General features: G+C 35.1%; 18 protein-coding genes. 6 read left to right on the plus strand and 12 right to left on the minus strand.

From position 1 onward, the window contains the following. Positions 1–49: 49 nt before the first annotated feature. Together BLP68_RS07405 and BLP68_RS07410 are read right to left on the minus strand one after the other, a co-directional pair. The gene (locus BLP68_RS07405) at positions 50–1,327 is read right to left on the minus strand and encodes an ABC transporter substrate-binding protein (protein WP_091541878.1); all 1,278 of its coding nucleotides are present in this window, start codon (positions 1,325–1,327) and stop codon (positions 50–52) included. 28 nt (positions 1,328–1,355) lie between these two features. Next, positions 1,356–2,555 (minus strand): SIS domain-containing protein, encoded by a 1,200-nt coding sequence (locus tag BLP68_RS07410; protein ID WP_091541880.1) that lies wholly within the window; start codon positions 2,553–2,555, stop codon positions 1,356–1,358. 408 nt (positions 2,556–2,963) lie between these two features. Here BLP68_RS07410 and BLP68_RS07415 point away from each other — a divergent pair, with 408 nt between their 5' ends. The 5 genes from BLP68_RS07415 to BLP68_RS07435 all read left to right on the plus strand — a co-directional run bounded on the left by BLP68_RS07415 (position 2,964) and on the right by BLP68_RS07435 (position 8,106). Next, positions 2,964–3,692 carry a GntR family transcriptional regulator gene (locus BLP68_RS07415; RefSeq protein WP_091541883.1) on the plus strand — a complete coding sequence of 243 codons (729 nt, stop codon included), beginning with the start codon at positions 2,964–2,966 and terminating at the stop codon, positions 3,690–3,692. 76 nt (positions 3,693–3,768) lie between these two features. Beyond that, the gene (nagA, locus tag BLP68_RS07420) at positions 3,769–4,923 is read left to right on the plus strand and encodes an N-acetylglucosamine-6-phosphate deacetylase (protein ID WP_091541885.1); all 1,155 of its coding nucleotides are present in this window, start codon (positions 3,769–3,771) and stop codon (positions 4,921–4,923) included. A gap of 76 nt (positions 4,924–4,999) precedes the next feature. After that, complete coding sequence (gene fba / locus BLP68_RS07425; RefSeq protein ID WP_091541887.1) at positions 5,000–5,854, plus strand: class II fructose-1,6-bisphosphate aldolase; 855 nt, start codon at positions 5,000–5,002, stop codon at positions 5,852–5,854. A gap of 17 nt (positions 5,855–5,871) precedes the next feature. Next, positions 5,872–6,798 (plus strand): 1-phosphofructokinase family hexose kinase, encoded by a 927-nt coding sequence (locus tag BLP68_RS07430; RefSeq protein ID WP_091541890.1) that lies wholly within the window; start codon positions 5,872–5,874, stop codon positions 6,796–6,798. A gap of 345 nt (positions 6,799–7,143) precedes the next feature. Then, a complete protein-coding gene (locus tag BLP68_RS07435; RefSeq protein ID WP_091541891.1) occupies positions 7,144–8,106 on the plus strand; it encodes a M15 family metallopeptidase in 963 nt (320 codons plus the stop codon). 795 nt (positions 8,107–8,901) lie between these two features. Here BLP68_RS07435 and BLP68_RS07440 read toward each other — a convergent pair. The 7 genes from BLP68_RS07440 to BLP68_RS07470 form a co-directional block, all read right to left on the minus strand. Beyond that, a complete protein-coding gene (locus BLP68_RS07440) occupies positions 8,902–9,678 on the minus strand; it encodes a TIGR03943 family putative permease subunit (protein ID WP_091541894.1) in 777 nt (258 codons plus the stop codon). Positions 9,679–9,689: 11 nt separating this feature from the next. After that, positions 9,690–10,901, minus strand: a complete 1,212-nt coding sequence (locus tag BLP68_RS07445) for a permease (RefSeq protein WP_242876932.1) — start codon at positions 10,899–10,901, stop codon at positions 9,690–9,692. A 197-nt stretch (positions 10,902–11,098) separates the two neighbouring features. Continuing rightward, positions 11,099–12,223: an S-layer homology domain-containing protein gene (locus tag BLP68_RS07450; protein ID WP_091541898.1), complete on the minus strand. Its 1,125-nt coding sequence runs from the start codon at positions 12,221–12,223 to the stop codon at positions 11,099–11,101. Between the two features lie 202 nt (positions 12,224–12,425). Further along, positions 12,426–13,718, minus strand: a complete 1,293-nt coding sequence (locus BLP68_RS07455) for an acyl-CoA reductase (RefSeq protein WP_091541900.1) — start codon at positions 13,716–13,718, stop codon at positions 12,426–12,428. 1 nt (position 13,719) lies between these two features. After that, positions 13,720–14,838: a LuxE/PaaK family acyltransferase gene (locus BLP68_RS07460; RefSeq protein WP_091541902.1), complete on the minus strand. Its 1,119-nt coding sequence runs from the start codon at positions 14,836–14,838 to the stop codon at positions 13,720–13,722. Positions 14,839–15,016: 178 nt separating this feature from the next. Continuing rightward, positions 15,017–17,413 (minus strand): accessory Sec system translocase SecA2, encoded by a 2,397-nt coding sequence (secA2, locus tag BLP68_RS07465; RefSeq protein ID WP_091541904.1) that lies wholly within the window; start codon positions 17,411–17,413, stop codon positions 15,017–15,019. A 73-nt stretch (positions 17,414–17,486) separates the two neighbouring features. Next, positions 17,487–17,813, minus strand: coding sequence for a hypothetical protein (locus BLP68_RS07470; protein WP_091541907.1), 327 nt, complete (start codon positions 17,811–17,813; stop codon positions 17,487–17,489). 288 nt (positions 17,814–18,101) lie between these two features. Between BLP68_RS07470 and BLP68_RS07475 the strand changes: the two genes are divergently transcribed. Beyond that, positions 18,102–18,602: a hypothetical protein gene (locus BLP68_RS07475; RefSeq protein WP_091541909.1), complete on the plus strand. Its 501-nt coding sequence runs from the start codon at positions 18,102–18,104 to the stop codon at positions 18,600–18,602. A gap of 167 nt (positions 18,603–18,769) precedes the next feature. Here the strand turns inward: BLP68_RS07475 and BLP68_RS07480 are convergent, their stop codons facing one another. Genes BLP68_RS07480 through BLP68_RS07490 form a run of 3 tightly spaced genes read right to left on the minus strand, consistent with a single transcriptional unit; the run spans position 18,770 to position 22,827 of the window. After that, entirely contained in the window at positions 18,770–19,690 is a 921-nt protein-coding gene (locus BLP68_RS07480; RefSeq protein ID WP_091541912.1) for a ribokinase, read from the minus strand. Positions 19,691–19,730: 40 nt separating this feature from the next. Then, positions 19,731–20,714, minus strand: coding sequence for an ADP-ribosylglycohydrolase family protein (locus tag BLP68_RS07485; RefSeq protein ID WP_091541914.1), 984 nt, complete (start codon positions 20,712–20,714; stop codon positions 19,731–19,733). 16 nt (positions 20,715–20,730) lie between these two features. After that, positions 20,731–22,827: an ADP-ribosylglycohydrolase family protein gene (locus tag BLP68_RS07490; RefSeq protein ID WP_091541916.1), complete on the minus strand. Its 2,097-nt coding sequence runs from the start codon at positions 22,825–22,827 to the stop codon at positions 20,731–20,733. Between the last annotated feature and the right edge of the window lies 1 nt (position 22,828).

A 22,828-nucleotide genomic window follows, 5' to 3' on the forward strand; every position in this document is an offset into this window, starting at 1 on the left:
TTTATATTGGTCATGGGCGACTTAAACTATAGTCGCCCATAACTATATACTATCTTTCTTGTGAAAGTAATTTATCCATTTCTTGGGTTATCGTTTTGCATGCGTCTTCTACAGCTATCTCTCCTGACCAAACGTTTCTTAATGTATCCCTCTCCATCTCAGTCCATCTATTATCCCTTGAAGCTGGGTACATAACCGAATAATCTAATTGATCAACAAATGCGTTTAAGTTAATTTGCGGATATGAATTTATCCATATATCCAAAGCATCAAAATGTGCTGGAATAACTACACCTGATCTTGCCCATATTTCATTTGCTTCTTTACTTCCTAAAAATTTAACTAGCTCCCAAGCAGCTTCTGGATGCTTTGTATTTGCATTAATTGCATTAGTTAATCCATGTATTATAGATGCTCTCTTATCAATCATAGGCATAATTACAAGGTCAATATTATCTTTTATGTTTTCGTTTTCCATAAATCTTTTAACATTCCATGATGCAGCATAAACCATTGCAACACTTCCTGATTCAAATAAGTCTATTACAGGAGTATCGACTAATTCTTCAATTGTTGGAGAAATTCCTTCTTCTATTAAGTCTCTCCAAAGCTGAATTCCTTTTATTCCACCTGGAGTATCATGTCCAGACTTTCCTCGATCGGGTGAAATAACAAATCCACCGGATTGGTGTATGGTATTATATATACCTTGCTGTGTAGAGGTTTGAAGACTTGTTCCGTATATTCCCTTTTCCTTATCTGTCAGTTTTCTAGCAGCTTCCACCATATCATCCCATGTCCATTCATCTGTAGGATATGGAACTCCTGCATCATCGAAAATATTCTTATTATACCACAATGCTGTTAAATCGAAGTCCTTAGGTATACCGTATAGGCTGTTTTCATAGGTATATAGCTCAATTAATCCCTTTGGATATTTAGTAAGATCTACATTATCGGTCTTGGCCTTTTCATGGATTGGCAGTAGCATTCCATTGGAAGCATATTTGATAAAGTTAGGTCCATTCATCCAAAACAAATCTGGCAACACTCCGCCTGTGGCTGCTGTTTCTAATTTTGTCCAATATTGACCGAATGGCGTTAATTGAACATCAACCTTTATATGAGGATTTGTTTTTTGAAATTCACTAATAATTTCTTGTAAAACTGGTTCCTGAAATGTATCCCATAGTGCAAAGGTTAAAGTAACTTCTTCTTTTTCATCTTTGGTATCGTTTGCTATAGGTTGCGTACTTTCTTTTCCACATCCAGTAATACTAAAAGCCATCATAACACATAAAGACATGATTAATATTTTTTTTAACATTTTATAACCCCCTTAATAATCCTACTTTTTAACTTACTGGTCTTAAATTGAATGGATATATAACCACACCCTTGACTACTCTATTTACCGTACCACTGGGGCAAGGATTGTCAGGTGTTATTCCTAATGTAATCGCTTTTTGAAAAGCAAGCATCTGGGCAATTAAAACATTTGGAAATAATAGAATTACATCATCAATTTCTTTTTCTATTCCTTCACCTATAAAAATAGTTAAGTCTGCCAAAGACCTTACTTCCTCATCATCTATAGGAGTGAAGCAAATTAACTTCTGAGCTTTGTTTTCAGAAGCCATCTCCTTTAAAAGATCAAGCTCATACTGTCTTGTATATGCATCACTAGATATACAGAATACAACAACTGTTTCTTCATTTACTACAGATTTTGGTCCATGTCTAAAGCCTAAGGCGGAATTAGAATCAGTATTAACACTGCCGGCAGTTAACTCAAGCATTTTTAAAGATGCCTCTTGTGCCAAGCCCTTTAAGCATGAGGAGCCTAAATAAATGCCTCTGTTAAAGTTACTCTGGGCTAAATCTTTTATTGCCTCATTAATTGAATTGGTTTTCATCATTTTCTTGCCATGTGCGGCTATCTTTTCTACCAAACTCTTATATTCCTCTAGTTTCGGTTCGGAGAAAATCAGCAGAGATGAAAGTACCATTGTAGTGAAGCTTCCAGTCATGGCAAAACCTTTGTCATTTGAGTCTTCTGGCATTAGAACCAATAAAGCCTTTTGATTACCTCTAGTTTGTTTTGCAAGCTCTCCATTAGGGTTGCAGGTAATAACCAATTGATATAGATTCTTTACAATCTTTTCTGCCAGCTGTACGGTTGCAACACTTTCCGGACTATTTCCTGACCTTGCACAAGAAATAAGTAATGTTGGAATATCAGAGAATAAATAGTTGTCAGGGTTAGTAACCAGGTCAGTTGTTGCAATTGATTCTACATTACATCCCATCTTTCTTGATAAATAGGGTGTAACTGCATCTCCTACAAATGCTGAGCTGCCTGCTCCTGTAAAGATAATTCTTATTCCCTTTTCTTTATTTATTTTTTCCATAAAGGCTGATATTTCATCTCGCTGCCTTACAATAAGCTGATAGGTTTCCAGCCATAAATCTGGTTGCTGCAGTATTTCTTTAGCTGTCAAATCACCTCCTAATCCTTTTAATTTTGGTATATCATACCCTAAAAAAGAAATCATTTTGTGTCCTCCTTAGCATTACAGCTTACTTGGGTAATGTCGTTGTCATGTTATGTTGTCATTACCTCTTGAATTAAAAAATTTTGCATAGCCTAATGTGGTATTGTTATTGTATGTGGTACGTACCTTTTATGGAAGAATATCATATTTCTAAATTTCTGTCAATTATTTTTGTTTGTATTTTTTTACTCCCTCATTGTATTTCATTTATTATATTTATGAGAAATATTAACTAATTAACAAGGTAATATCAATCATATGCACAAATTATTTCTCTTTATTAGTTATAAATATTAGTTCTTATATAAATTTATTGTTTGACAAAAAAAATTATATGATTTAATATTATATTAGCGTGGTACGTACCACCAATTATTACCTAATAAATTTTAGAAAAGGTGTGAGTCCATGAAAACTATTGATAAAAATAGTAGACTACCTCTTTACTATCAATTAATGGATTTGTTAATAGAACAGATTGAAAACGGTGAATTAAAACAAGGTGATAAGCTGCTTTCTGAAAGGGAGCTTTGTGAACAATATGATATAAGCCGCTCAACGGTTCGCTTGGCCATTCAGGAGTTAGAAAGAGAGGGGTATATATATAAGCAGCATGGAATCGGCACCTTTGTTTCTAACGAAAAATTTAAGCAGGATCTTTTAAGGTTTTATAGCTTTACAGAAGAAATGAAAAAAATAGGTAAAGTTCCTTTATCAAAAGTAATAGACTTTGAAATTATTCATTGTGATAATAGAATAGCTCGTAAAATGAATACCAATATGGGAGAAAAAATGTACAAATTTAGAAGGCTTAGATTAGCCAATAACGAGCCCATGATGATTGAAACAAGCTATGTCCCCTTTGATCGATTCCCAGGTATTACAGGAGATGATTTGGAAAATCAAGCAATGTATGATATTTTTATACATAAATTTAATGCTTCTTTTACAATGGCAGAGGAAACCTTTAAACCAGTTGTCACAAATGAAGAGGAAGCTGCATATCTTCAAATAGATACCAGTGTACCTAGCTTAATGATAGAACGAACCACCTATGAAGAGGATCACATTATTGAATATACAGTTGGAATTGCAAGAGGTGATCGTTTTAAATATAGAGTAATTCTAAAAAAGTAGAAACTTTTTTAGAATTTTTTTCCCGCTACTGGTACTTACATCATTACATCATTATAATAGATTGGAGTTTAGTAAAATGTTATATACTTTAAAAGCTTCTCAAATATATACAGAAGACAAAATTATGGATAATTGCCACTTATTAATTGACGATGATATTATCTTCTCTATTGATGTACAGCATCATTGTGATGATTCTACTTTGATAGATGTCTCTAAATATAAGATAATACCCGGTCTAATTGATCTACACATCCATGGTTGTTATGGCTATGACTCAATGGATTCAAGTGTAGATGCTTTAAAAATCATATCAAATGAACTAGTAAAATATGGAGTTACATCTTTTTTACCCACCACAGTTACATCACAATGGGAGAAAATTAAAGCAACTGTCCATAATATAAGGCTTGCGATGGATATGGATTTGTCTGGAGCATTAATTCTTGGTGGGTATATTGAAGGACCATTTATATCAAAGGAGCAAAAAGGAGCTCACCCTGAAGGTTCTATAATGAAAATAAATTTAAATATTATTGAGGAAATAGTAAGAGAAAATCCTGACACCATAAAAATCCTTACACTTGCACCTGAATTAACAGAGGTACCAGAGCTAATACGTTATTTAAAAACAAATAACATAAATATTTCTTTAGGTCATACTAACGCCACCTTTGATGAGACCATAAAGGCTATTGATCTCGGTGCAGATCTTGCAGTTCATACCTTTAATGGTATGAGGGCTTTACATCACAGGGAACCTGGTGTAGTTGGCGCAGTCCTTATTAATGATTCTATCTTTAGTGAGTTAATAGCTGATAACATTCATGTTCACCCAGCAGTAATGAAGATTCTGGTAAAGGTTAAAGGTTCTGATAAAGTCATTTTGGTTAGTGATAGTATGAGGGCTACTGGTCTACCGGATGGTATCTATAGCTTAGGGGATATGCAGGTAACAGTAAAAAACTCCATAGCTAAAACAAGTAATGGCTCTTTAGCTGGAAGTACCCTCAAATTAATAGATGGAGTAAAGAACATGATTAAAACCGTTGGCATAGATCCTTTACAAGCTGTTCATATGGCTTCATTAAACCCAGCTAAATACTTGAAACTAGATAAATCTTTAGGAAGTATTGCCCCAGGTAAAAAGGCTAATTTAACAATAATTGATGATGATTTCAAGGTTATTGCCACTATTATTAATGGAAAAATAGTCTATCAAACTTGGTAAATACTCTATTTTAAGAGTTCTCACCAATGTCTTTATAATTTAAATTATTAAAAAAGTTTATCAAGGAGGTTTAACCATGTCATTTGTATCTAGCAAGTTTATGTTATTAGATGCACAAAAGAGAAAATATGCAGTACCAGCCTTCAATATACACAATCTCGAAACAATACAGGTTGTTGTTAATGTAGCTTCAGAATTAAATTCTCCAGTTATTTTGGCAGCTACCCCTAGTACGGTAAAATACGCAGAGGAAGAATTATTATTTGCCATTGGCAAAGCTGCAGCTAAAAAGCATGCCATTCCTATTGCCCTTCACCTAGATCACTCAGAGGATATTGATTACATCAAAAAATGCATTGATTTAGGCTATCAATCGGTTATGATTGATGCATCTCATCATGCATATGATGAAAATGTACAAATAACAAAGGAAATAGTAGATTATGCCCATAAGCGTGGTGTTACTGTAGAAGCAGAGCTAGGAAGACTAGGCGGATGTGAGGAAGATTTGGTTGTTGAAGAAAAAGATGCCTTCTACACTGATCCTTCTGCTGCACTAGACTTTGTTGAAAAAACATCTATAGACTCTTTAGCAGTTGCTATAGGGACTGCCCATGGCCTTTATAAGTCTGAGCCTAAGCTAGATTTTCAACGCTTAGAAGATATATCAAAGCTTGTTAATATTCCCCTTGTCCTTCATGGAGCCTCCGGGGTACCTGAAGATATGGTAAGAAGGTCGATTGAGCTTGGTATTTGTAAAGTAAATATTGCAACGGAGCTGAAAATACCATTTTCTACTGCAGTAAGGAACCATCTAACTACTCACTTAGATGAGTCTGATCCAAGAAAATATTTAATACCTGGCAAGGCTGCAATGGAAAGGGTTGTTATAGAAAAGATAAAAATGTGTGGAAGTGCTGGTAAAGCTTAATAAGGGAGTGGATGTAAATGATTGCAACAATAACCTTGAATCCCTCAATTGATAGAAACTACATTGTTGATGATTTTGAAATTGATAGTGTCCATAGAAGTAATGAGTATACAATTACTGCTGGTGGTAAGGGTGTAAATGTAGCTAAAGTTGTCCAGTGTCTGATGGAACCAGTAATGGCTACAGGATTTCTTGGTGGTCATAGTGGAGCCTTTATAATAGATACATTAATGGCTTTAGGTATTTTAACTGATTTTATTAATATATCTGGTGAAACAAGAAATTGCATTTCAATTATTTCGAAAAACTGCCAAACTGAAATATTAGAGAAGGGTCCAATAATACTTGGGGGGGAGCTTGAAGCACTATATAAGAAATATGATGATATCTTAGATAAAGCTGAAATTATCTGTGCTTCTGGTAGTATTCCCAATAATTTGCCCAATGATATATATGCATCACTGGCTAAAAAAGCTAAATTGAAGAAAAAATTATTCTTTTTAGATACCAGTGGTAGTGGATTGATTCAAGGCTTAAATGGCCAGCCCTTTCTAATTAAACCAAATCTATCAGAATTGGAAGCAATAGCACAAGAAACCCTCTCTACAGAAGAATCCATAATTAGAGCTGCTAAAAAACTATCCGATAGAGGTATTGAATTTATAGTTATATCACTGGCTGAAAGGGGTGCTATTGTTCTACATAAGCAGAAGATTTATAGAGTGTACATTCCTAAAGTAAAGGTTATTAACCCTGTTGGCTCTGGTGATTCTATGGTGGCTGGCTTTGCCGTTGCTCTGCAAAGAAAATATGATATCAAAAGCATCATTGCCTTTGGGGCTGCCTGTGGAACTGCCAACGCATTAGAAAAGGAAACTGGAAAAGTACAGGAACGTATAGTATTAAAACTTATGAAAGAAATCAATATAATAGAAATACCTTAGTCAAACTCCCCCTTTAGATAGTCTGAGATGAGTAGGTTACCTCTTGTCTCAGACAACAATGTACTAGACACTGCTTTCAGTATTTAGCCTCAAATAATATCATCGGTTACTCTTTTCTATTACCACGAATTCCAAATATTAATCCATAATATATTCTTAACATGCCCACTATTCTTATATAGCCACTGGTGTACTTTTCATTTTTTCTCCCATACTGTTAATATGTTCTATATTTATTCTAATATTGTATTGGTTTAACAATACAGTATTAAAAACTATGCAACAAACCTAACTAACAGAATAAACATAAAAGAGATACTAAAAAGTTCTGAAGGTGGGTGTAGGATGAAAAAGTACATAAAAATACTATTATTAATTCTTATTAGTGTATTATTGGTAAAAGAGGTATATGATTTAAGAAAATCAGCTGTGAAAGGATATACTATTTCAAAAAGAGAGTATATCAAAACATTAAAACAGGATATTTTTTCACTTATGATGGCTTATCCAGAATATATTCTAGATATAGAAGTGGAAGATGACAATCAAGTATATCTTATATTAAAATCTGGCACACGTTTATTATATAATGATGGAAATGAAAAAACAGCTTCAGAAAAGCTGCATAACCCCGACCTGCAGGATATGCTGGAGGAAAGATACGTCCTTGGGTCGGTGGATGCTCTAATGTCCAAAGAATACAATCCTGGTCGAATAAGGGTCTATCCTCTATTAAGGGAGGTTTATGGAGCTAATCAGGGAGAAATAGAAAAAAATCTTGTAGGGATAAAGTTAAGCAATGGCCACCATAGATTTAATGATAATAATTCAGCTGCATACTATTTAAAGAAAGCAATGGCAGAATTAGACCAGCTTATAAAAGATCGTCCTGAGTTTTGGGGATATATTTATCCCATAGGAGGTACATATAATTATAGATATATATCTAAAACAAATATGCTAAGTCCCCATTCCTTTGGTATAACCATAGATTTAGCTATTCATAAAGATGATTATTGGCAGTGGACCACAAGGAAGGAAGGGGAAAAGCGCTTATTAAGCTACCCTATTGAAATAGTTGATATAATGGAGAGTAATTATTTTATTTGGGGCGGTAAATGGGGTTATTTTGATATATTACATTTTGAATATAGACCAGAAATAATAATAAAGTCGTTATATTTTCCTGATGGAGGGAAAGACCTCTGGTATGAAGGTCTTCCTGTAGAGGATGCAGCTGTAAATAGAATAATATTGTTAATTGAAGAAAGACTCCAGTATTATCTTTCCGATGGTGTAGATAGCTAATTTTAATAATTAGCTATTTTTTTATTTTATCTTTCTTTAACCTAATCTAAGCAACCTCCCCAGAATTAGGTTTGCCTTCCTTATTCTTAATAGAGTTTTATTGGAACAGATCAAAAAAAATGTCGTCTAATCGAGAGTATAAAAAAAAGGAGGTCTACTAATGACTAAAAAAAGCTTTGGGAGAAAACAGTAGAATACCTTTCTTCATTCCATATCATTCCGTCAATAGATATATTGAAGGAGCAAGTATATGTAGAAATACAATGGGAAAAACCATGCTTACTTCTAGTGAAATTGCATAAATATTTTGAATATGCCTCAACTATATGATATATTTGTTTTATAGAATTAAAGTGACGTTGTATAATCAACCTTTATCTAGTCCATAGAACAAATATCTTTCAGTTACTATAAACACATTAAATGTCTTTTTAAATTATTACAGAAAAAGCGAGGTGTTCCTATGCAGGAGGCTAAAAGTAAATTAATTGGTTCTGGTGCCATTCTAAGTGCACTGCTATCCAGTATGTGCTGAGTCGGTCCATTAATAATTATGTCGCTCGGGTTAAGTGGCATCGGTTTATCTTATATATCTTTCCTTATACCTTATCAAAATTATTTTAGAGGTTTTGCTATCATCTCTCTATTAGTTTCACATTATCGGTTAGCTAACCACCCAGTAAACAAGAAAACTGAAACCTTTATATGGGTAGTTACTGTTATAGTGATTATATCTCTTTTATCACCTATCGCCCTTCGATTTTTAATATAAAAAAAACCAGAAATCTGGTTTTTTTATTGCCCTATATACTTTGAAGGATAAACGTAAAGTTCGGTAGGTCTTTCTATTTCTTTTATTGTATCGACTTTTATAATTGGTGCCACATAACTTTGCCCAAGCCAATCATCATAGAACTCTGTTTTTTCTATTATCCCTTCTATTTCTACCCACTGGAATTTCTCAAAGTCATCAATACCTTCCCATTCTGCCAGTAGTCCTTTTACTAATGTGTCAGCTGCACAGCAAACCATAAGCATTCTAGCTACAACGAATGTACTTGTGGGATAAGTATCTTGTTTTTCTATAAAACCTGATATTCTAACTCTTTGTCCCACGTAATCATCGACACTATTTTTCATATGACTTAAAGCTCCATCAAAAATATCTGGTGTAATATCTAGGATTTCTTCTGTTCTAAAACCTTTAGATTCGTCAATTGTTTTTCTAAAAAGAGATGTATTATTGCTTTGTGTATTGGCAACAGATATTCCTCTCTTTAAAGCGACCTCTTCATTTAAGCCTTGTGGAGCTATTGTAGTCCCTATTAATAAAGGTAGAATAAACATAATATAACCTATTTTTATTTTGCTACTATTACTCCTTCTAGTAAGCTTTTTAACTTGAAATATTGTTAATAGTATAAAAACTAGTAGCGCTGCTATTACAAATTTAATCATCCGGGGATGAACGAAATATAGGATTTCTGCAGTCATTAATAAATTATATATATAGTAGCTAAATCCTATAAGAATACCAAACCAAATCGCTTCATTTATATTTATCTTCTTCAATTAACTCACCTCTACAATCCAATTAAGTTTATGATTAATGCAAATCCAAAACAAATAATACTAGTAATTATAATTAGCTTTATTACAAATTTAGCTTTAAACCCTTCCAGCAACATTAGGGTATTTTTCACATCAATCATTGGCCCAAAAATCATGAAGGCAACAATTGAACCTGAAGTAAATTGTCCTACAAAGGTCCTCGCTATAAAAGCATCAGCTTCAGAGCAAAGGGATAATACAAATGCTAATATCATCATTACAACAATAGATATAATTTGCCCTTGGCCAATAGTAATTAAAAAGCTTCTAGCTACCATTGTTTGAACAATTGATGATAGAAAGGCCCCTAAAATAAGAAATCGCCCTACTGCATATAGTTCAGCACTGGTATGTTCAATAATTTCTTTAACCTTTCCTACTACTTTAGCTTTCATAGATATGTCTTTAGTTTGATGATGCCCATGATCATGTCCACATCCACATGCAAGATCAAGAAATTGTAGATCTTCCTCATGCTCATCTCCACATCCACATTCTAAATGGAAATGTATATCTATTTCCTTCTGGCCACTACATCCACATGCCTCTTGATGGCTGTGATGATGTTCTTCTTCATGTTCATGTCCACATCCACAGGTTATTTCTTCTCCTATAGAAAGTTCCCTTAATTGATTGTCATCTTTATAGAGGAGACTAACCACAAACCCTATAATCATTGCTCCTATCATGCCTAAAAGGCCACGGAGAATAACAATTTGCATAGACCCAGAAAAAGCATAGTATGTAGATAATAATACCACAGGATTCATAATGGCAACCGACATTAAAAATGTTATGCCAATATGCAGAGGTACACCCTTTTTTATTAGTCTTCTTGTAATAGGCACATTTGCGCATTCGCAAACTGGAAAAATTATTCCCATTAATGATGCAGCGAAAATCCCTACAAATTTGTTTTTGGGTATAATTTTTGCTATCATTTCTTCTGATACAAATATTTGTATAATAGAAGAAATAAAAACACCCAGCATCACAAAGGGAATAGCCTCCAATATAATACTAATAAAGATAGTTGTAAAGCTCTCCATTACATTTCTATCAATAACGAAACCCTCATTAAATGAATTGATTACAAGTAAAAATACTAATCCTACCACACCAATAATCAGAGTTGGTTGTAACCAATTTAGCTTTTTTGCCTTCTTTTGATTTATAATGGTCAAAATTCTCCCCCTTTCAACTGTCTTACATTTAGCCATTAGAATGTAACTTATTATTATTAGTTAGTGTAGTTGCACATGAATTGCATTTTCATGTATCATTTTATATTTTTCTCAATTTTATGTCAATTCATTTTTATTGAGGATATAAAAAGAGCCATAGATTTCTCTAGGCTCCCATATATCCTAATAATAAAGTCCTATTTAACAAAAGTAAGTGAGTCTTCCTCCGTAAGCAATCCAAATCCTAGCTTATTCGGTCCCGTTTCAATCAATGGCTTAAAGGTTATTGAATTATTTTCTACTGTATAGTAAAACTCAATGTCCTCTAATAAAGTATCTCGTATACTATAGGTTTTTTCTATGTGTTCATAGAAGTTATCGTTGTAAATATTTTCTGAAACGCTTCCTCCCACAATATCGTATAATAATATTTTATTATCACCGGTACTCTTATATTTCCCTTCACTACTGGCTGCAACTCCATAGGTTGAACTGGTAAACCCAGAGCCTGTACTTACTACAATAGCCATTCTAAAGCTAAATGTACCATCCTTCTCAAATTCAATTTCATAGAAGGATTGTCCATTTACACCGGCATCAAAATGATATCTCCACTGACCTAATAAGTTTGCTGGTATTGATGTCTCAGTAATTATGTTCTTTGAGTACTGCTGAAAAGCCCTTACGCTCATGGCAATTGCCTGCTCTCGGGTTGTTATTGCATAACCAGATGCTTTTTGCTCTGGAGTAATTGGCTTTGGCATAAATTTACCATCTGTTCCTTTTATTATTCCAGTCTTGCTCATAAATTTTACATGCTCTAATGCCCAAGGAGAAATATCCTTCTCATCAGTAAAGGTTGGAGCATCTGATATAGAAAAGTCTCCCTCTGGTTCTATTATTCTAATGGTTCGACTTAGCATCGTTGCAATTTGTTCACGGTCGGTTGATTCTTTTGGTGAAAATGTGCTGGCAGACGTGCCAGTGGTTATCCCTAGATTATATGCTTTAAGTATTTCTGGGTTTTTTGTATCTGTAAAAGGGTTTGTTGAGGCAGGTGAAGCTTTTTTATTTGTTGCTTTTTCATATAGCAGTACAGCCAACTCTGCAAATTCCTCACGGGTAATAGACTTTCTCAAATCTACTTCCTTAAGGGATGCCGGAATTAACCCATAGCTATCGGCCTTACTAATCTCAGCCTCTGCCCAGGGTGATACAATATATGACTTAGTCCCTTGTTGAGAATATGCCGTCACAGATAACGGAATAACATTGAATATTAGAACAAGTATACAGATAAGGGCTATTTCTTTTCTTCTCATATACACATCTCTCCTTTTTAATATTCTGAATGTTTAAGCCTATAGAATTAACCCTTCTTAACTAGTAGTCCTACTGGAATGAATTACAACAGATATCTAAGTTTTTCCTATATTGCTTATTTGGTATAATTATACTCCATAACACCGTTGGATTAAATCTATTTTAATTTCTCTTTTTAGACAAAAAACACCCCTACATGTATTACCTTCCATATCTCCGATTTACCTTCCTTATATAACGTCCTAGAGCATATATTCCATCATGTGGTTCACCAGTATAATGTATAGACATATGCCCACAGGTTGTAATTCTACATATCCCTGCAGCGTAAAAAATATCGGATAATTCATTAATGTCTTCATTTCTACAGCTTAATCCCACCGTTTGCAAATGACCCTTATGTACTCTTAACAAGCCCAATAAACCCTCTCGTTTTATTGGCATCACCCAGATATTTCGATATAAAGGGGCTGGCTTTAATTCAGCATTATAATCAATCATAACGCTAAATTGCTTCTTTTCATCTATAATTAATCTCTTTTTTTCTAAAAGTTCTTCCATCTTAATAAGTTCATGAGTCCAGGTAATTTGTGCCTGTACATCAAATGCTCTAACTGCTGAAGGGTATTCTTCTGCCACATTGGCAATATGCTTTGATAGTCTATGGGCAAAATCGTTTAATTCATCAGTATTATCCGTTTCATAAAATACACACTGTGGAGAGCTACAATAAAGCTGATCGGTTAAGCAAATATCTTTTGCTAATCCAACTAAAGCTTCTTCCTCATTATCGTTCTTTGAAAAATATGCAAAGCTCAATCGATGGCCCCATTCAATTATAGGTAATGATGGAGGTGCAAGTAGTCTGACGGCACCAATTGCTTCATCAGAGCCCCATACGGCAACCCCATTGGCTACGTCAATAAGCTTGCTAATAACTTCTTTATTTCTTGAGGATACGTCTAGTACATATATATATGGTTTTAAACGAGGTTCTATTTCAATTAGTCCCATAAGTAGCTTTGAGGATATACCCTCTTCATTTTCTGGTAGCTTCAGAATGTTTATATTTCCTGTTAAAAGTCCTTCTATAACACTAAAGGCTGAAAGACCAAGTGTATTTCCTGCTCCAATATGCATAATCACTCCAAGTGGTTGATTCTTCTCCTCTATTCCTTCATTAATCCTTTTCCACTCAAAAGGATTTTCGCCAAGCTCTATATTCACTTTTTTTGCAAGGGCCTCTCTACCTAAGCTATCAATAGTTACTTTAACATAGTCCTCTGCTGCCCACTTAGGCACCCCTAATAACAAAAGCTGTTGAACAACTTCCTGTTGATTGATTTTCTTTGATAATCTATGTGCCGCTTCAATTACTACATTAGGCATTAATGGCTCAAGCAATAAATCTTTCTCAATGTCCTGCTTTAGTTGGTTAAGTTTTTCAATAAACTCTCCCTTTAAAATAGGTTCTCCCCTATAAATATTCTCCATCTTATTCTCCTTTCATATACTCGGAAGCAGCAACAGCACAGCTTCTAGCCTTTGATGTTCCCATTCTTCCAATAATTTCGAAATAAGGAGTAACAATTCCACATCCGCAATCCTTTCCGTCTTTTAATACTGCCATATCACCCATTACAATAGAAGATATAGGCATAGAGGATACTAATGGACTTATAAAACTTAAGAATCCAGGCTGATTAAATCCAAGTGGCTCTAAGGATTTCACATCTCTGATAATAACTCTGCTCCATATGGGCACATGCATATGGTGATTTTCACATTCAGGATAGGCAACGCTGTGTTCAACAGCACTATAAAAGTCACGACAATTTTTTGATGGTATACCAAGGAATTCTTCAACCATTTGATACAATTCTTTTTTATCTATCATAATATCATCGAATTTTTTCCATCCACCACCTGTCAATACTAAGGATCTTTTATTGAGCCTAAGTGGCTTGATACCCGAATCCTTCATCATTTTTAAAAGCATGTATAGATACGAAGGGAATCCCATTATTCGTACTGGTAGTTTTTGTTTATTAAATCGTTTAAGTGCATTTATAATGCCAAAGTAGTCAACTTCATAACGATCTCCCATGGCCCTCAAGGCAAATACCTTTTCCTTTGCAGGTGCAAACCGGGTCATTCCCATAGCAACTTTTGTATTTCCCATTTCATTACCTTCCTTTGGTTCATAACCCAGCATAAGATAATTAGTAGGAATAAGTGAAATTAGCCCATGATATTTCATTGCCTTAATGGCCATTTTAGTACCTAGCTTTATTGAATCTGAGTCTAGAAATATTTGGCTTTTTTGCCCCTCTGTACCCGATGATGTGGCATGAACCTCAATATCATCTTTATTTATACTTAATACTTCATGATATTTAAAAAAATGTGCAGGTATTGCAGGTATTTTTTTGCAGTCGTCAACTGACTTAATGCATTCAACATAAAACCTTTTAGCTTCTAAAAACCTTTGGTAAAGTTGGCAATGGCTACTATGATGCTGAATGGATTCCTTCATTGCTTCACAGAATAGGTCATTACTTCCCTCTTGATCGTAGATGTTATTATAAGCAAATAACTTTTCTCTTGCTGTCATGGTTTCCCCCCTTTTTTATACTGAATTATTTTCACTTCTTAACTTAATTCCCATTGTATATATTAAGTCTGTATCTGCTTCAATAAGCTGATTAGTCAGTAGATATTACTATATGTTTAATTTCTTTATTATTCCATATAATCCTTCCTATTTATGGGTTATAAATTATTCAGAATGATTATGGCATTTTAACCAGTTTTTTAATTCTTTTTAGAAGCACCTCATAGATGGACCTTAGAGAAAAAAGAGTCCCCTTTACATAGTGTTTTGTTGATTTTATTAGAAAAGGCAGTCTACTAAATTTATCTGGATTATCACTAACAAGATAAGTCCATGTGGAAGAAGGCCCCTTTAACCCTTCTTGTTGTAGATCAATACCTTCACTTGTAATATTAACCCTAGTAAATGTCTGAATTATTTCTGCTTCTATACCATCCATCATTTCTTTAAAGGCTTCAATTGTAGCAACATGGAACTTATGAAGTGGATCTTCCCCTCCTATGACTACTAGGTGTATTCCTTCTCTAATATATGAAACATAATCTAGATATTCAGCCCAGCTTTTGTTAATATGAAAAAGAGTGATTTGTTTTTCCACCTTATTCAAAACATCCCTTCCCACGAAATCAACATTATTTAGATATAATTCTGGACATTTATTTGACAATAAGGTTAGTGGTACTCTATCCATTAATATATCATACCGCTTTTCCCAAATGATTCTTCTTTGTTCTTCTATTATATAAGAATATTTCCACAGTTGTCTTCTTATATCAGAGTTGTAGCCCTCTGCAATCCTCTGCCCTCCGTCGAGTTTTCTTAGAACGCCTATGTCAGCTATAAGAGAATTTTGGTTTTGAGGATAATACTTATCAGAAATCAGCTCATCAATTTCATATTTTTTAATAAAGTCATCCTCTAGACTAATGAAAAATCTACTTTCTCCAGGATCACCTTGTCTACCAGCTCTACCCCTCAATTGATTATCTATTCTAGAACTCTCATGGCGCCCTGTTCCTATTACATATAATCCCCCTTTTGCAGCAACTTTTTCCTTGTCAGACTCCTTCTCTCCTCCAAGCTTAATATCTACACCTCTACCTGCCAAATTTGTAGACACTGTAACAGCCCCATAGCTGCCTGCTTCTGCTATGATTTTAGCTTCATGGAAATCATTTTTTGCGTTTAATACATTACATTTTATTCCTTTATCATGGAGGGCTTCCGATAACTTTTCAGATTCTTCTACACTGCAGGCTGCAATCAATATTGGTTGGCCAGTAGAGTTTACCCTTAATATCTCAGAAATTAATGCCCTCTCCTTAGCTTCCTCATGTGTAAATACCAAATCTGGATGGTCCTTCCGAATACAAGGCCTATTTGTCGGTATTACAGCTACCTCCAACCGATACATCTCAGCAAATTCATTTATTGCTGCTACTGCTGTTCCCGTCATTCCTGCCAATCTTGGGTACAACCGCAGAAAGTATTGTAAGGCTATGGAGCCCATTATCATCCCTTTAGATTTAGATATAAGTCCTTCCTTTGCTTCAACAGCTCCATGAAGATTATCAGGCCAGTGTCGTTTGTCGGCAACTCTACCAGTTAATTCATCTATAATTTCAATTTTACCTTTACGTACTATATAGTCTACTTCTTTCTTAAGTAATTTTTCAGCATATAGTACACAGTTTAGTTTTGTAAGGAGCTGTAGATTTTCTGGTGCATATAGATTCCCACAGCCTGTTAGCTTTTCAACCTTCATTTGTCCTTTTTCAGTTAGTGAAATATTATTATTGTATTGATCTGTTTCATAATCAATATTTACCCTTAACCCTTTAACCAGCTTAGCTAAATAGTTATAATTATCGCCATCCTCTGGTACACTTCCTGCAATAACCAAGGGAATACGGGCTTCATCAATCAATATAGAGTCTGCTTCATCAACTATGGCATAGTTGAAGGGTCTATGGGTAAGCTCATCTACTTCTGTGGCAAGGAAATCCCTTAAATAATCAAAGCCTGCTTCCTTTGCAGTAACATAGGTTATATCCATTAAATATGCTTCTTTTCTTTCTTCAATACTCATATTTTCCTTTATATACCCACAGCTTAATCCTAAAAAATCATAAACTGGCCCCATCCACTTTGCATCTCTTTCTGCCAAATAATCATTAAAGGTTAGTATATGAACACCCTTTCCCGTCAGAGCGTTTAAATAGGCTGGCATTACTGCTGAAAGGGTTTTTCCTTCTCCCGTCTGCATTTCAATTATCCTACCTTGATGAAGGGCTATTGCTGCAATAATCTGCACATCATATGGCTTCATTCCTATAACACGATTTGAAGCCTCCCTTGCTAGGGCATATGCTTCAACAATTAATTCTTCTAAAGGAATACCTGCTTTTGCCTTATCCCTTAAATTTTCCGATGTTTTTTTCAAGTACAAATCGCTTTTGATTTTATAGCTTACTCCACTTATTTCTTCTGCAAGTTTTCTATAGGGCTCAATATTATAAATTTCTTTGTTTTTAATATTTTTTATTATATTATTAATCTTTAACTTTTTTTGCATAACAAAAAACCTCCCATAAGTATAATTTAACAAGGGTAAAACCTTTAAAAGGATGTTGAAAAGGCTTGTTAGATTATACTAATGGTAAGGTTTTTGAGTTCAAGGATACATTTTTTATTATAGTAAATAGGAGAAACAATAGAATTATAATATTCAGAGATATTACTAAATGGTTAGATATTGATGTAAGAGACAATGCAGAAACAATACAGATACTTAGCATCATGGTTATACTTGCATCAGAATATACTATATCCTTATTAAAAAGATTTTGATAGGCTAAAATTCCACATAGGTAAGAAGCCCTGTGGTACCCGAAGGTGATACCCCCTTGAAGGGTTAATATTAAAAGCTTAAAAATATAGGTTGTAGATACTAAAGCAAGTAATATTAATAGCATGTAAAGGACTCCTTAATTGCTTCTATTATACTATAATTATTAGTTTTATAAAAGTGTAAACCTACCCTCGCTTATATTTATAGTTTATAAACATTGGTGGACTTTGTATATTTACGTATTATAAAACTCTATGCTTTTAACCGATCTTGTAGTTTGGAAATCGAAGGGACGGTTCGGGACCAGTGAAAAAGTCCCTTTGCTCTCAAAATATCTTATTAGTCATTGAGTAGCTTGCATAAAATCCTTTAGTTATGCCAAAATACTCTATATGAATTAAGGAGTGAGGATATGATTTTAGAAAATTTTATTGATTTTTTAGATACCTACAACCTTCCATGGCTAATATTAGCAATACTGTCTTGGATAGTTATTTATTTTACTTGTTCTTTTAATCAATTCCTTCATGGCCTTCCTGTTGCTTTATGGACCATGACAATTGGTGGAATTTTAGAACACTTTTTTATAAATGAAAAATTTTGGCAGCAACGATATATTTTAGTTCAATTAGGTGAGCTGGATTTATTTGTTTTAATAGGGCCATTTTTTACAATAGGTTTGTTACTCATAAGATTTTTACCTAGAAGCCCTTGGGGAAAATTCCTTCTTATCTTTATGTTTTCTATGTTGTCAACAGTTATAGAGCTTCTTTCTGTAAAGCTGGGGTTTTTGGAATATCACCCTGAAAAATGGGGAATACTCTATTCTCTAGTGGCCTATTATTTAGGTTTAATGTCGGCATTAGGTTTCTATTATATTTTTTATAATAAAACTACCTTAAAGTCAAGCTAGCACTAATTCTTTCTTCTATTCAGTCTCTTTAATTAGAATTACTTCTAAATTTAAGGACTTTAAACAAAAGCCACTTTTCTCTAAAAAGTGGCTTCTATTTACATATGGGATCACAGTATTATTGGCTGTGAGTTTTAAATATATAAAAAGTTTATATTTCGGAAAGTTTATATTAACTTTAAGACCTTTTTATTCATCTGATGCTTAATAAACTCCTCAACCTCTTGAAGTGTAGGTATTGAGCATGCGGCCCCTAATCTCGATACAGCTATTGCTGCAGCAGCAGAAGAATATTTTAGTGATTCTCTTATATCTATTCCTTTAACAGCCGAAGCTATAAAATATCCAGTAAATGTATCCCCTGCAGCAGTTGTATCTACTACAACTGTATCGAAAATTCCATGGTTTTCACGCCGATCCTTATCAGCATATGTAACTCCGCCTTCTCCCAAGGTCAGTACAATTTTCATTTCGGGATACCTTTTTAATAAAATTTCAGTAATATTGTCAGCATTTCTTCCTCCCGTTAATTGCTCTCCTTCGACTTCATTTAATATAAGTACATCAACATAATGCAAGGGATATTCATATAGCTTTTGATTAGCAGGCGAAGGATTGAAGTATATCTTCATTCCTTTTTTGTATGCCTTCTCCATAATATATTCCACAGAAGAAATCTCATTTTGTAATAATATAATATCTCCACTGCTAAAGCTATTCAATACTCCGTCAACAAACTTGTTATTTATCTGTTGATTTGCTCCACCATAAAGCACAATGCAATTCTGTCCATTTTTATCCACCTGTATTATAGCATGCCCGCTAGGTCCTGGCAGTTTTTCTATATGATCTATATTTACTCCAACCATATTAAGTAAACCTATAAACATATCTTCGTTAGCACTACCAATAGCCCCTGCGTGAAATGGCGTTGCTCCTGCTTTAGCCAAAGCTATAGATTGATTTAATCCTTTTCCTCCAGTTGTAATTACAAGATTATTTGAGGAAATAGTCTCTCCTGGCAAAACAAAATTCTCTACTTCATATATATAATCTACATTCAGTGAACCAAAATTTAATATTTTCATTAAATTCACCTCAGCCTTGTATTATTTTCATGTATTAGTCTTAAATCAAATCAGCAAGCTCCTCACCAATCTTTATCAAATCAACGCCTTTAGTAAAGGTTAGACATGTACCCGAAGGAAAACGTGTCTTCTCTACCCAGTGGGCAGGAATTTCCTTTACACCATATTTTGCACCTAATATAGCTCCAGCAACTGCACCTATAGTATCTGCATCACGTGCAAAGTTACCAGCTAAAATAGCTCCCTTTTTAAAATCACTGTGGGCCATCTTTAAGCAGGCGAAGGCAGCTGGAATAGCTTCTGCAGTAGTTGCCCATGCGCTTGTACGGAGAGCATCATGCAGGGGCATCCATACATCGATTATAGAGCCGTTTGCCTTCTCTACAATATCAAAGGCTGTATTCATTGATGCATACAGCCATGAATCTTTAGGAATAACCTTCATAGCAGCATCAATTATTTCCTCCATAGTGCCATTTACCATAGCAATGGAAACAGCTGCAGCAACAGCCTGTGCTCCCCAGACACCGTCTCCATAATGGCTTATGGAAGCATCTATTTCTGCCATTGTTGCAGCAGCCTCAGGGTCACCTGCACAGATAATGCCAACAGGTGCAATACGCATTGCTGAACCATCACTCATATGGAAAGTACTGAATTTACCGGACTCTGGTGGTCTAATTCCACGTCGCAGGTTAATGGCAGCGGAAACTTCACTAGCCCCACCACGCTTAAACTCATCCTGTACCACAACATCTTCAAACCATCCCTTAACAACATCCTCAGTTGTCAGCTTACCTCTACAGCCTATAATTATCTTTGCTGTTAATAATGCAAACTCTGTATCATCAGTGCTCCAGGATGCACCACTGTTTAAGTCGGTGGTAAACCCATAATTTTCACGATTGCTTTGCGTTCTGGCGGCATCACCTAGTGAATCACCAATAGCAAGGCCACAGATGCATCCAACCGCCTTCTCCCTAGCAAGGTCTTTATTAGCTCTTAAATCAGCTGTTGTAATCATATCTTTCCTCCTTTTATTATAACTCTTCTATAGTTAGATTTCCGAAGCTACTTCTTCCAATCTCATACATAGCGTAGCCTGCCATTCCATAGGCATGTGTGTTGTCATACACTTGCAACAGCTGCTTACCATCTACAGAAAATGTCAGCAATTCACCCTTCACTGTCAATTCCACCGAGTATTCCCTATCATATTCCCAATGGAAGGAACAGGTGGCCAATATTCTCATTCCATTATTATTACAAAATATTGCCACACTCTTATCTATGAATCCTGCGTAATAGCCCCTCAATGCACCCTGTACTCTGGCTGAAATTAGATGACTCTTTCCCGTATGTGGGGTGATTCTCCCTAAAATTCTTACGTCCGTCATAAAATAATTTCCTGTCATGGCCTCTGCATGCTGAAGACACATTGCCTCCATAACCCCATGAGCTATCTCCCACGCCCCGTGATTATGGGAAAATGGAGTAATAGAAGCAAATTCTTTCTTCTGTTTCGTAATATCTATTGTATAACTGGCCTTACCGGTTATAGAGAAATCATCAATATATAAACAACCAAAATCTCTGTTTTTTTCAGGAGAATTAGCCTCAAATAATAATCCAACTTCATCCACCATTGCACCATCTAATTGTGGAATTGTAAAGGTTATGTTCTTCCATCCTGCATCTTTGATAACAATACCCTCCAGTAAAATATCCTCCTTGGTGTAGGTGTTACGGACATAGGGGTTTAAAATAATACTCTCACCACTGTAGCGATCAACATAAACCATCATGGAAACCCTTTGACCAGGGTAGGCTGTTGGAGAAAATACCGGCATATATCTTTCATCATCAAAATCTTCTCGCCGATAAAAGGGCTTATAATAAATTTTGCACTTCTGTCCTCTGGACATACGGTCAAAAAGTATTTCTGCCGAACCGCTGCCGCTGTATGCATGCTCTGTAGAATGCCTTAATGAGCAGCCTATATTATTGGAAAGTCTTAAATTGTGGGTGGAGCCTGGTAAATCAAAATCAAAACAAATCTCACCCGTCTTCACACTTTTTACTAAATACTCTGGTGCTGATTCACCCGCCAGCCTATAGCCTAGTAGAGCAATTTCCTTAACATAGGTGGGTATATCCAAAATATTTAGATAACCGGAAATACCCGAAAGTACAACACTATCGTTTATTGGATTACGATAATGGGGTGCTATGGCCTCAAGTCCACAGGCTACACCCATAATGGTACCTACATTTCCTGCATTACAGTCGGTGTCCCAGCCACACATTGTTGTAATCTCTACGCTTCGGTTAAAATCTTTTCCGTATAGCATTGCAAGTACACATACCCCTGCATTTGGTATTATATGGCATATCCCTTGATATTTGTCATATCCCCAGTTGTCCTGTAAGTATTGAAGACAAAGTCGAAAATCTTCAGGATTTTCTTTGTGAAACTGACGTACGGCATTTACTACTTTTGCGTAGGTACAATCTGTTGGAATCTGTGAAAGTCCTGCGTCTATCAGTTCATCTACATCTGCAGTGTTATATGCAGCTGCTATACATGCTGCAATAAAGGCTGCACCATATATACCATTACCATCATGTGATACACTGGCTGCTATCGATGCATATTCTGCAGCTCTTTCTATATTGCCAGGAAACACAAGTCCCCAGGTGTCGATAAAAATTTGTCCACCAATCTGTTCAGCCATTATAATTCCATTAGTTGCTGCTGAGCCAGATTTTGGAGCAGGAATACCTGTCTTAAGATTAAGGTAGGCGGTGTGTTCAGTACTGACACCATAGCCTCCCCACCAAAACATACCAACGCCTTCTCTAGTGTAATTAAGCCATGCATTTGCTACATCCTGCGGAGTCAGCTGTCGATCCTTTGCATCATCATACAATGCACGAAGAAAAAACACCGGCCCGTTCACATCATCATCAGCAGCAAAGTTCTTAAAGTCCTTCACATATCCAGTAATATTGCCATAGAACCGCTGAATGCGCTCACTGGTCCATGCAGTGGGCTCAACCGGTGCCCCCAACCGTATTCCTATGTTCATTCCAAGAAAACCTGCATAGGTTTTTTCTAAATAGTTGTATTGAATCATA

The sequence above is a fragment of the Alkaliphilus peptidifermentans DSM 18978 genome (genome assembly GCF_900101495.1).
GTDB classification, from domain to species: domain Bacteria; phylum Bacillota; class Clostridia; order Peptostreptococcales; family Natronincolaceae; genus Alkaliphilus_C; species Alkaliphilus_C peptidifermentans.

What these genes read in the sequence shown, in the direction of transcription:
- BLP68_RS07460 (WP_091541902.1), bottom strand. Translation starts at nt 14,838, where the DNA reads ATGACAGCAAGAGAAAAGTTATTTGCTTATAATAACATCTACGATCAA.
- BLP68_RS07490 (WP_091541916.1), bottom strand. Translation starts at nt 22,827, where the DNA reads ATGATTCAATACAACTATTTAGAAAAAACCTATGCAGGTTTTCTTGGA.
- BLP68_RS07480 (WP_091541912.1), bottom strand. Translation starts at nt 19,690, where the DNA reads ATGAAAATATTAAATTTTGGTTCACTGAATGTAGATTATATATATGAA.
- BLP68_RS07415 (WP_091541883.1), top strand. Translation starts at nt 2,964, where the DNA reads ATGAAAACTATTGATAAAAATAGTAGACTACCTCTTTACTATCAATTA.
- BLP68_RS07485 (WP_091541914.1), bottom strand. Translation starts at nt 20,714, where the DNA reads ATGATTACAACAGCTGATTTAAGAGCTAATAAAGACCTTGCTAGGGAG.
- nagA (WP_091541885.1), top strand. Translation starts at nt 3,769, where the DNA reads ATGTTATATACTTTAAAAGCTTCTCAAATATATACAGAAGACAAAATT.
- BLP68_RS07435 (WP_091541891.1), top strand. Translation starts at nt 7,144, where the DNA reads ATGAAAAAGTACATAAAAATACTATTATTAATTCTTATTAGTGTATTA.
- BLP68_RS07410 (WP_091541880.1), bottom strand. Translation starts at nt 2,555, where the DNA reads ATGATTTCTTTTTTAGGGTATGATATACCAAAATTAAAAGGATTAGGA.
- secA2 (WP_091541904.1), bottom strand. Translation starts at nt 17,413, where the DNA reads ATGCAAAAAAAGTTAAAGATTAATAATATAATAAAAAATATTAAAAAC.
- BLP68_RS07475 (WP_091541909.1), top strand. Translation starts at nt 18,102, where the DNA reads ATGATTTTAGAAAATTTTATTGATTTTTTAGATACCTACAACCTTCCA.
- BLP68_RS07470 (WP_091541907.1), bottom strand. Translation starts at nt 17,813, where the DNA reads ATGCTATTAATATTACTTGCTTTAGTATCTACAACCTATATTTTTAAG.
- BLP68_RS07430 (WP_091541890.1), top strand. Translation starts at nt 5,872, where the DNA reads ATGATTGCAACAATAACCTTGAATCCCTCAATTGATAGAAACTACATT.
- BLP68_RS07450 (WP_091541898.1), bottom strand. Translation starts at nt 12,223, where the DNA reads ATGAGAAGAAAAGAAATAGCCCTTATCTGTATACTTGTTCTAATATTC.
- fba (WP_091541887.1), top strand. Translation starts at nt 5,000, where the DNA reads ATGTCATTTGTATCTAGCAAGTTTATGTTATTAGATGCACAAAAGAGA.
- BLP68_RS07405 (WP_091541878.1), bottom strand. Translation starts at nt 1,327, where the DNA reads ATGTTAAAAAAAATATTAATCATGTCTTTATGTGTTATGATGGCTTTT.
- BLP68_RS07455 (WP_091541900.1), bottom strand. Translation starts at nt 13,718, where the DNA reads ATGGAGAATATTTATAGGGGAGAACCTATTTTAAAGGGAGAGTTTATT.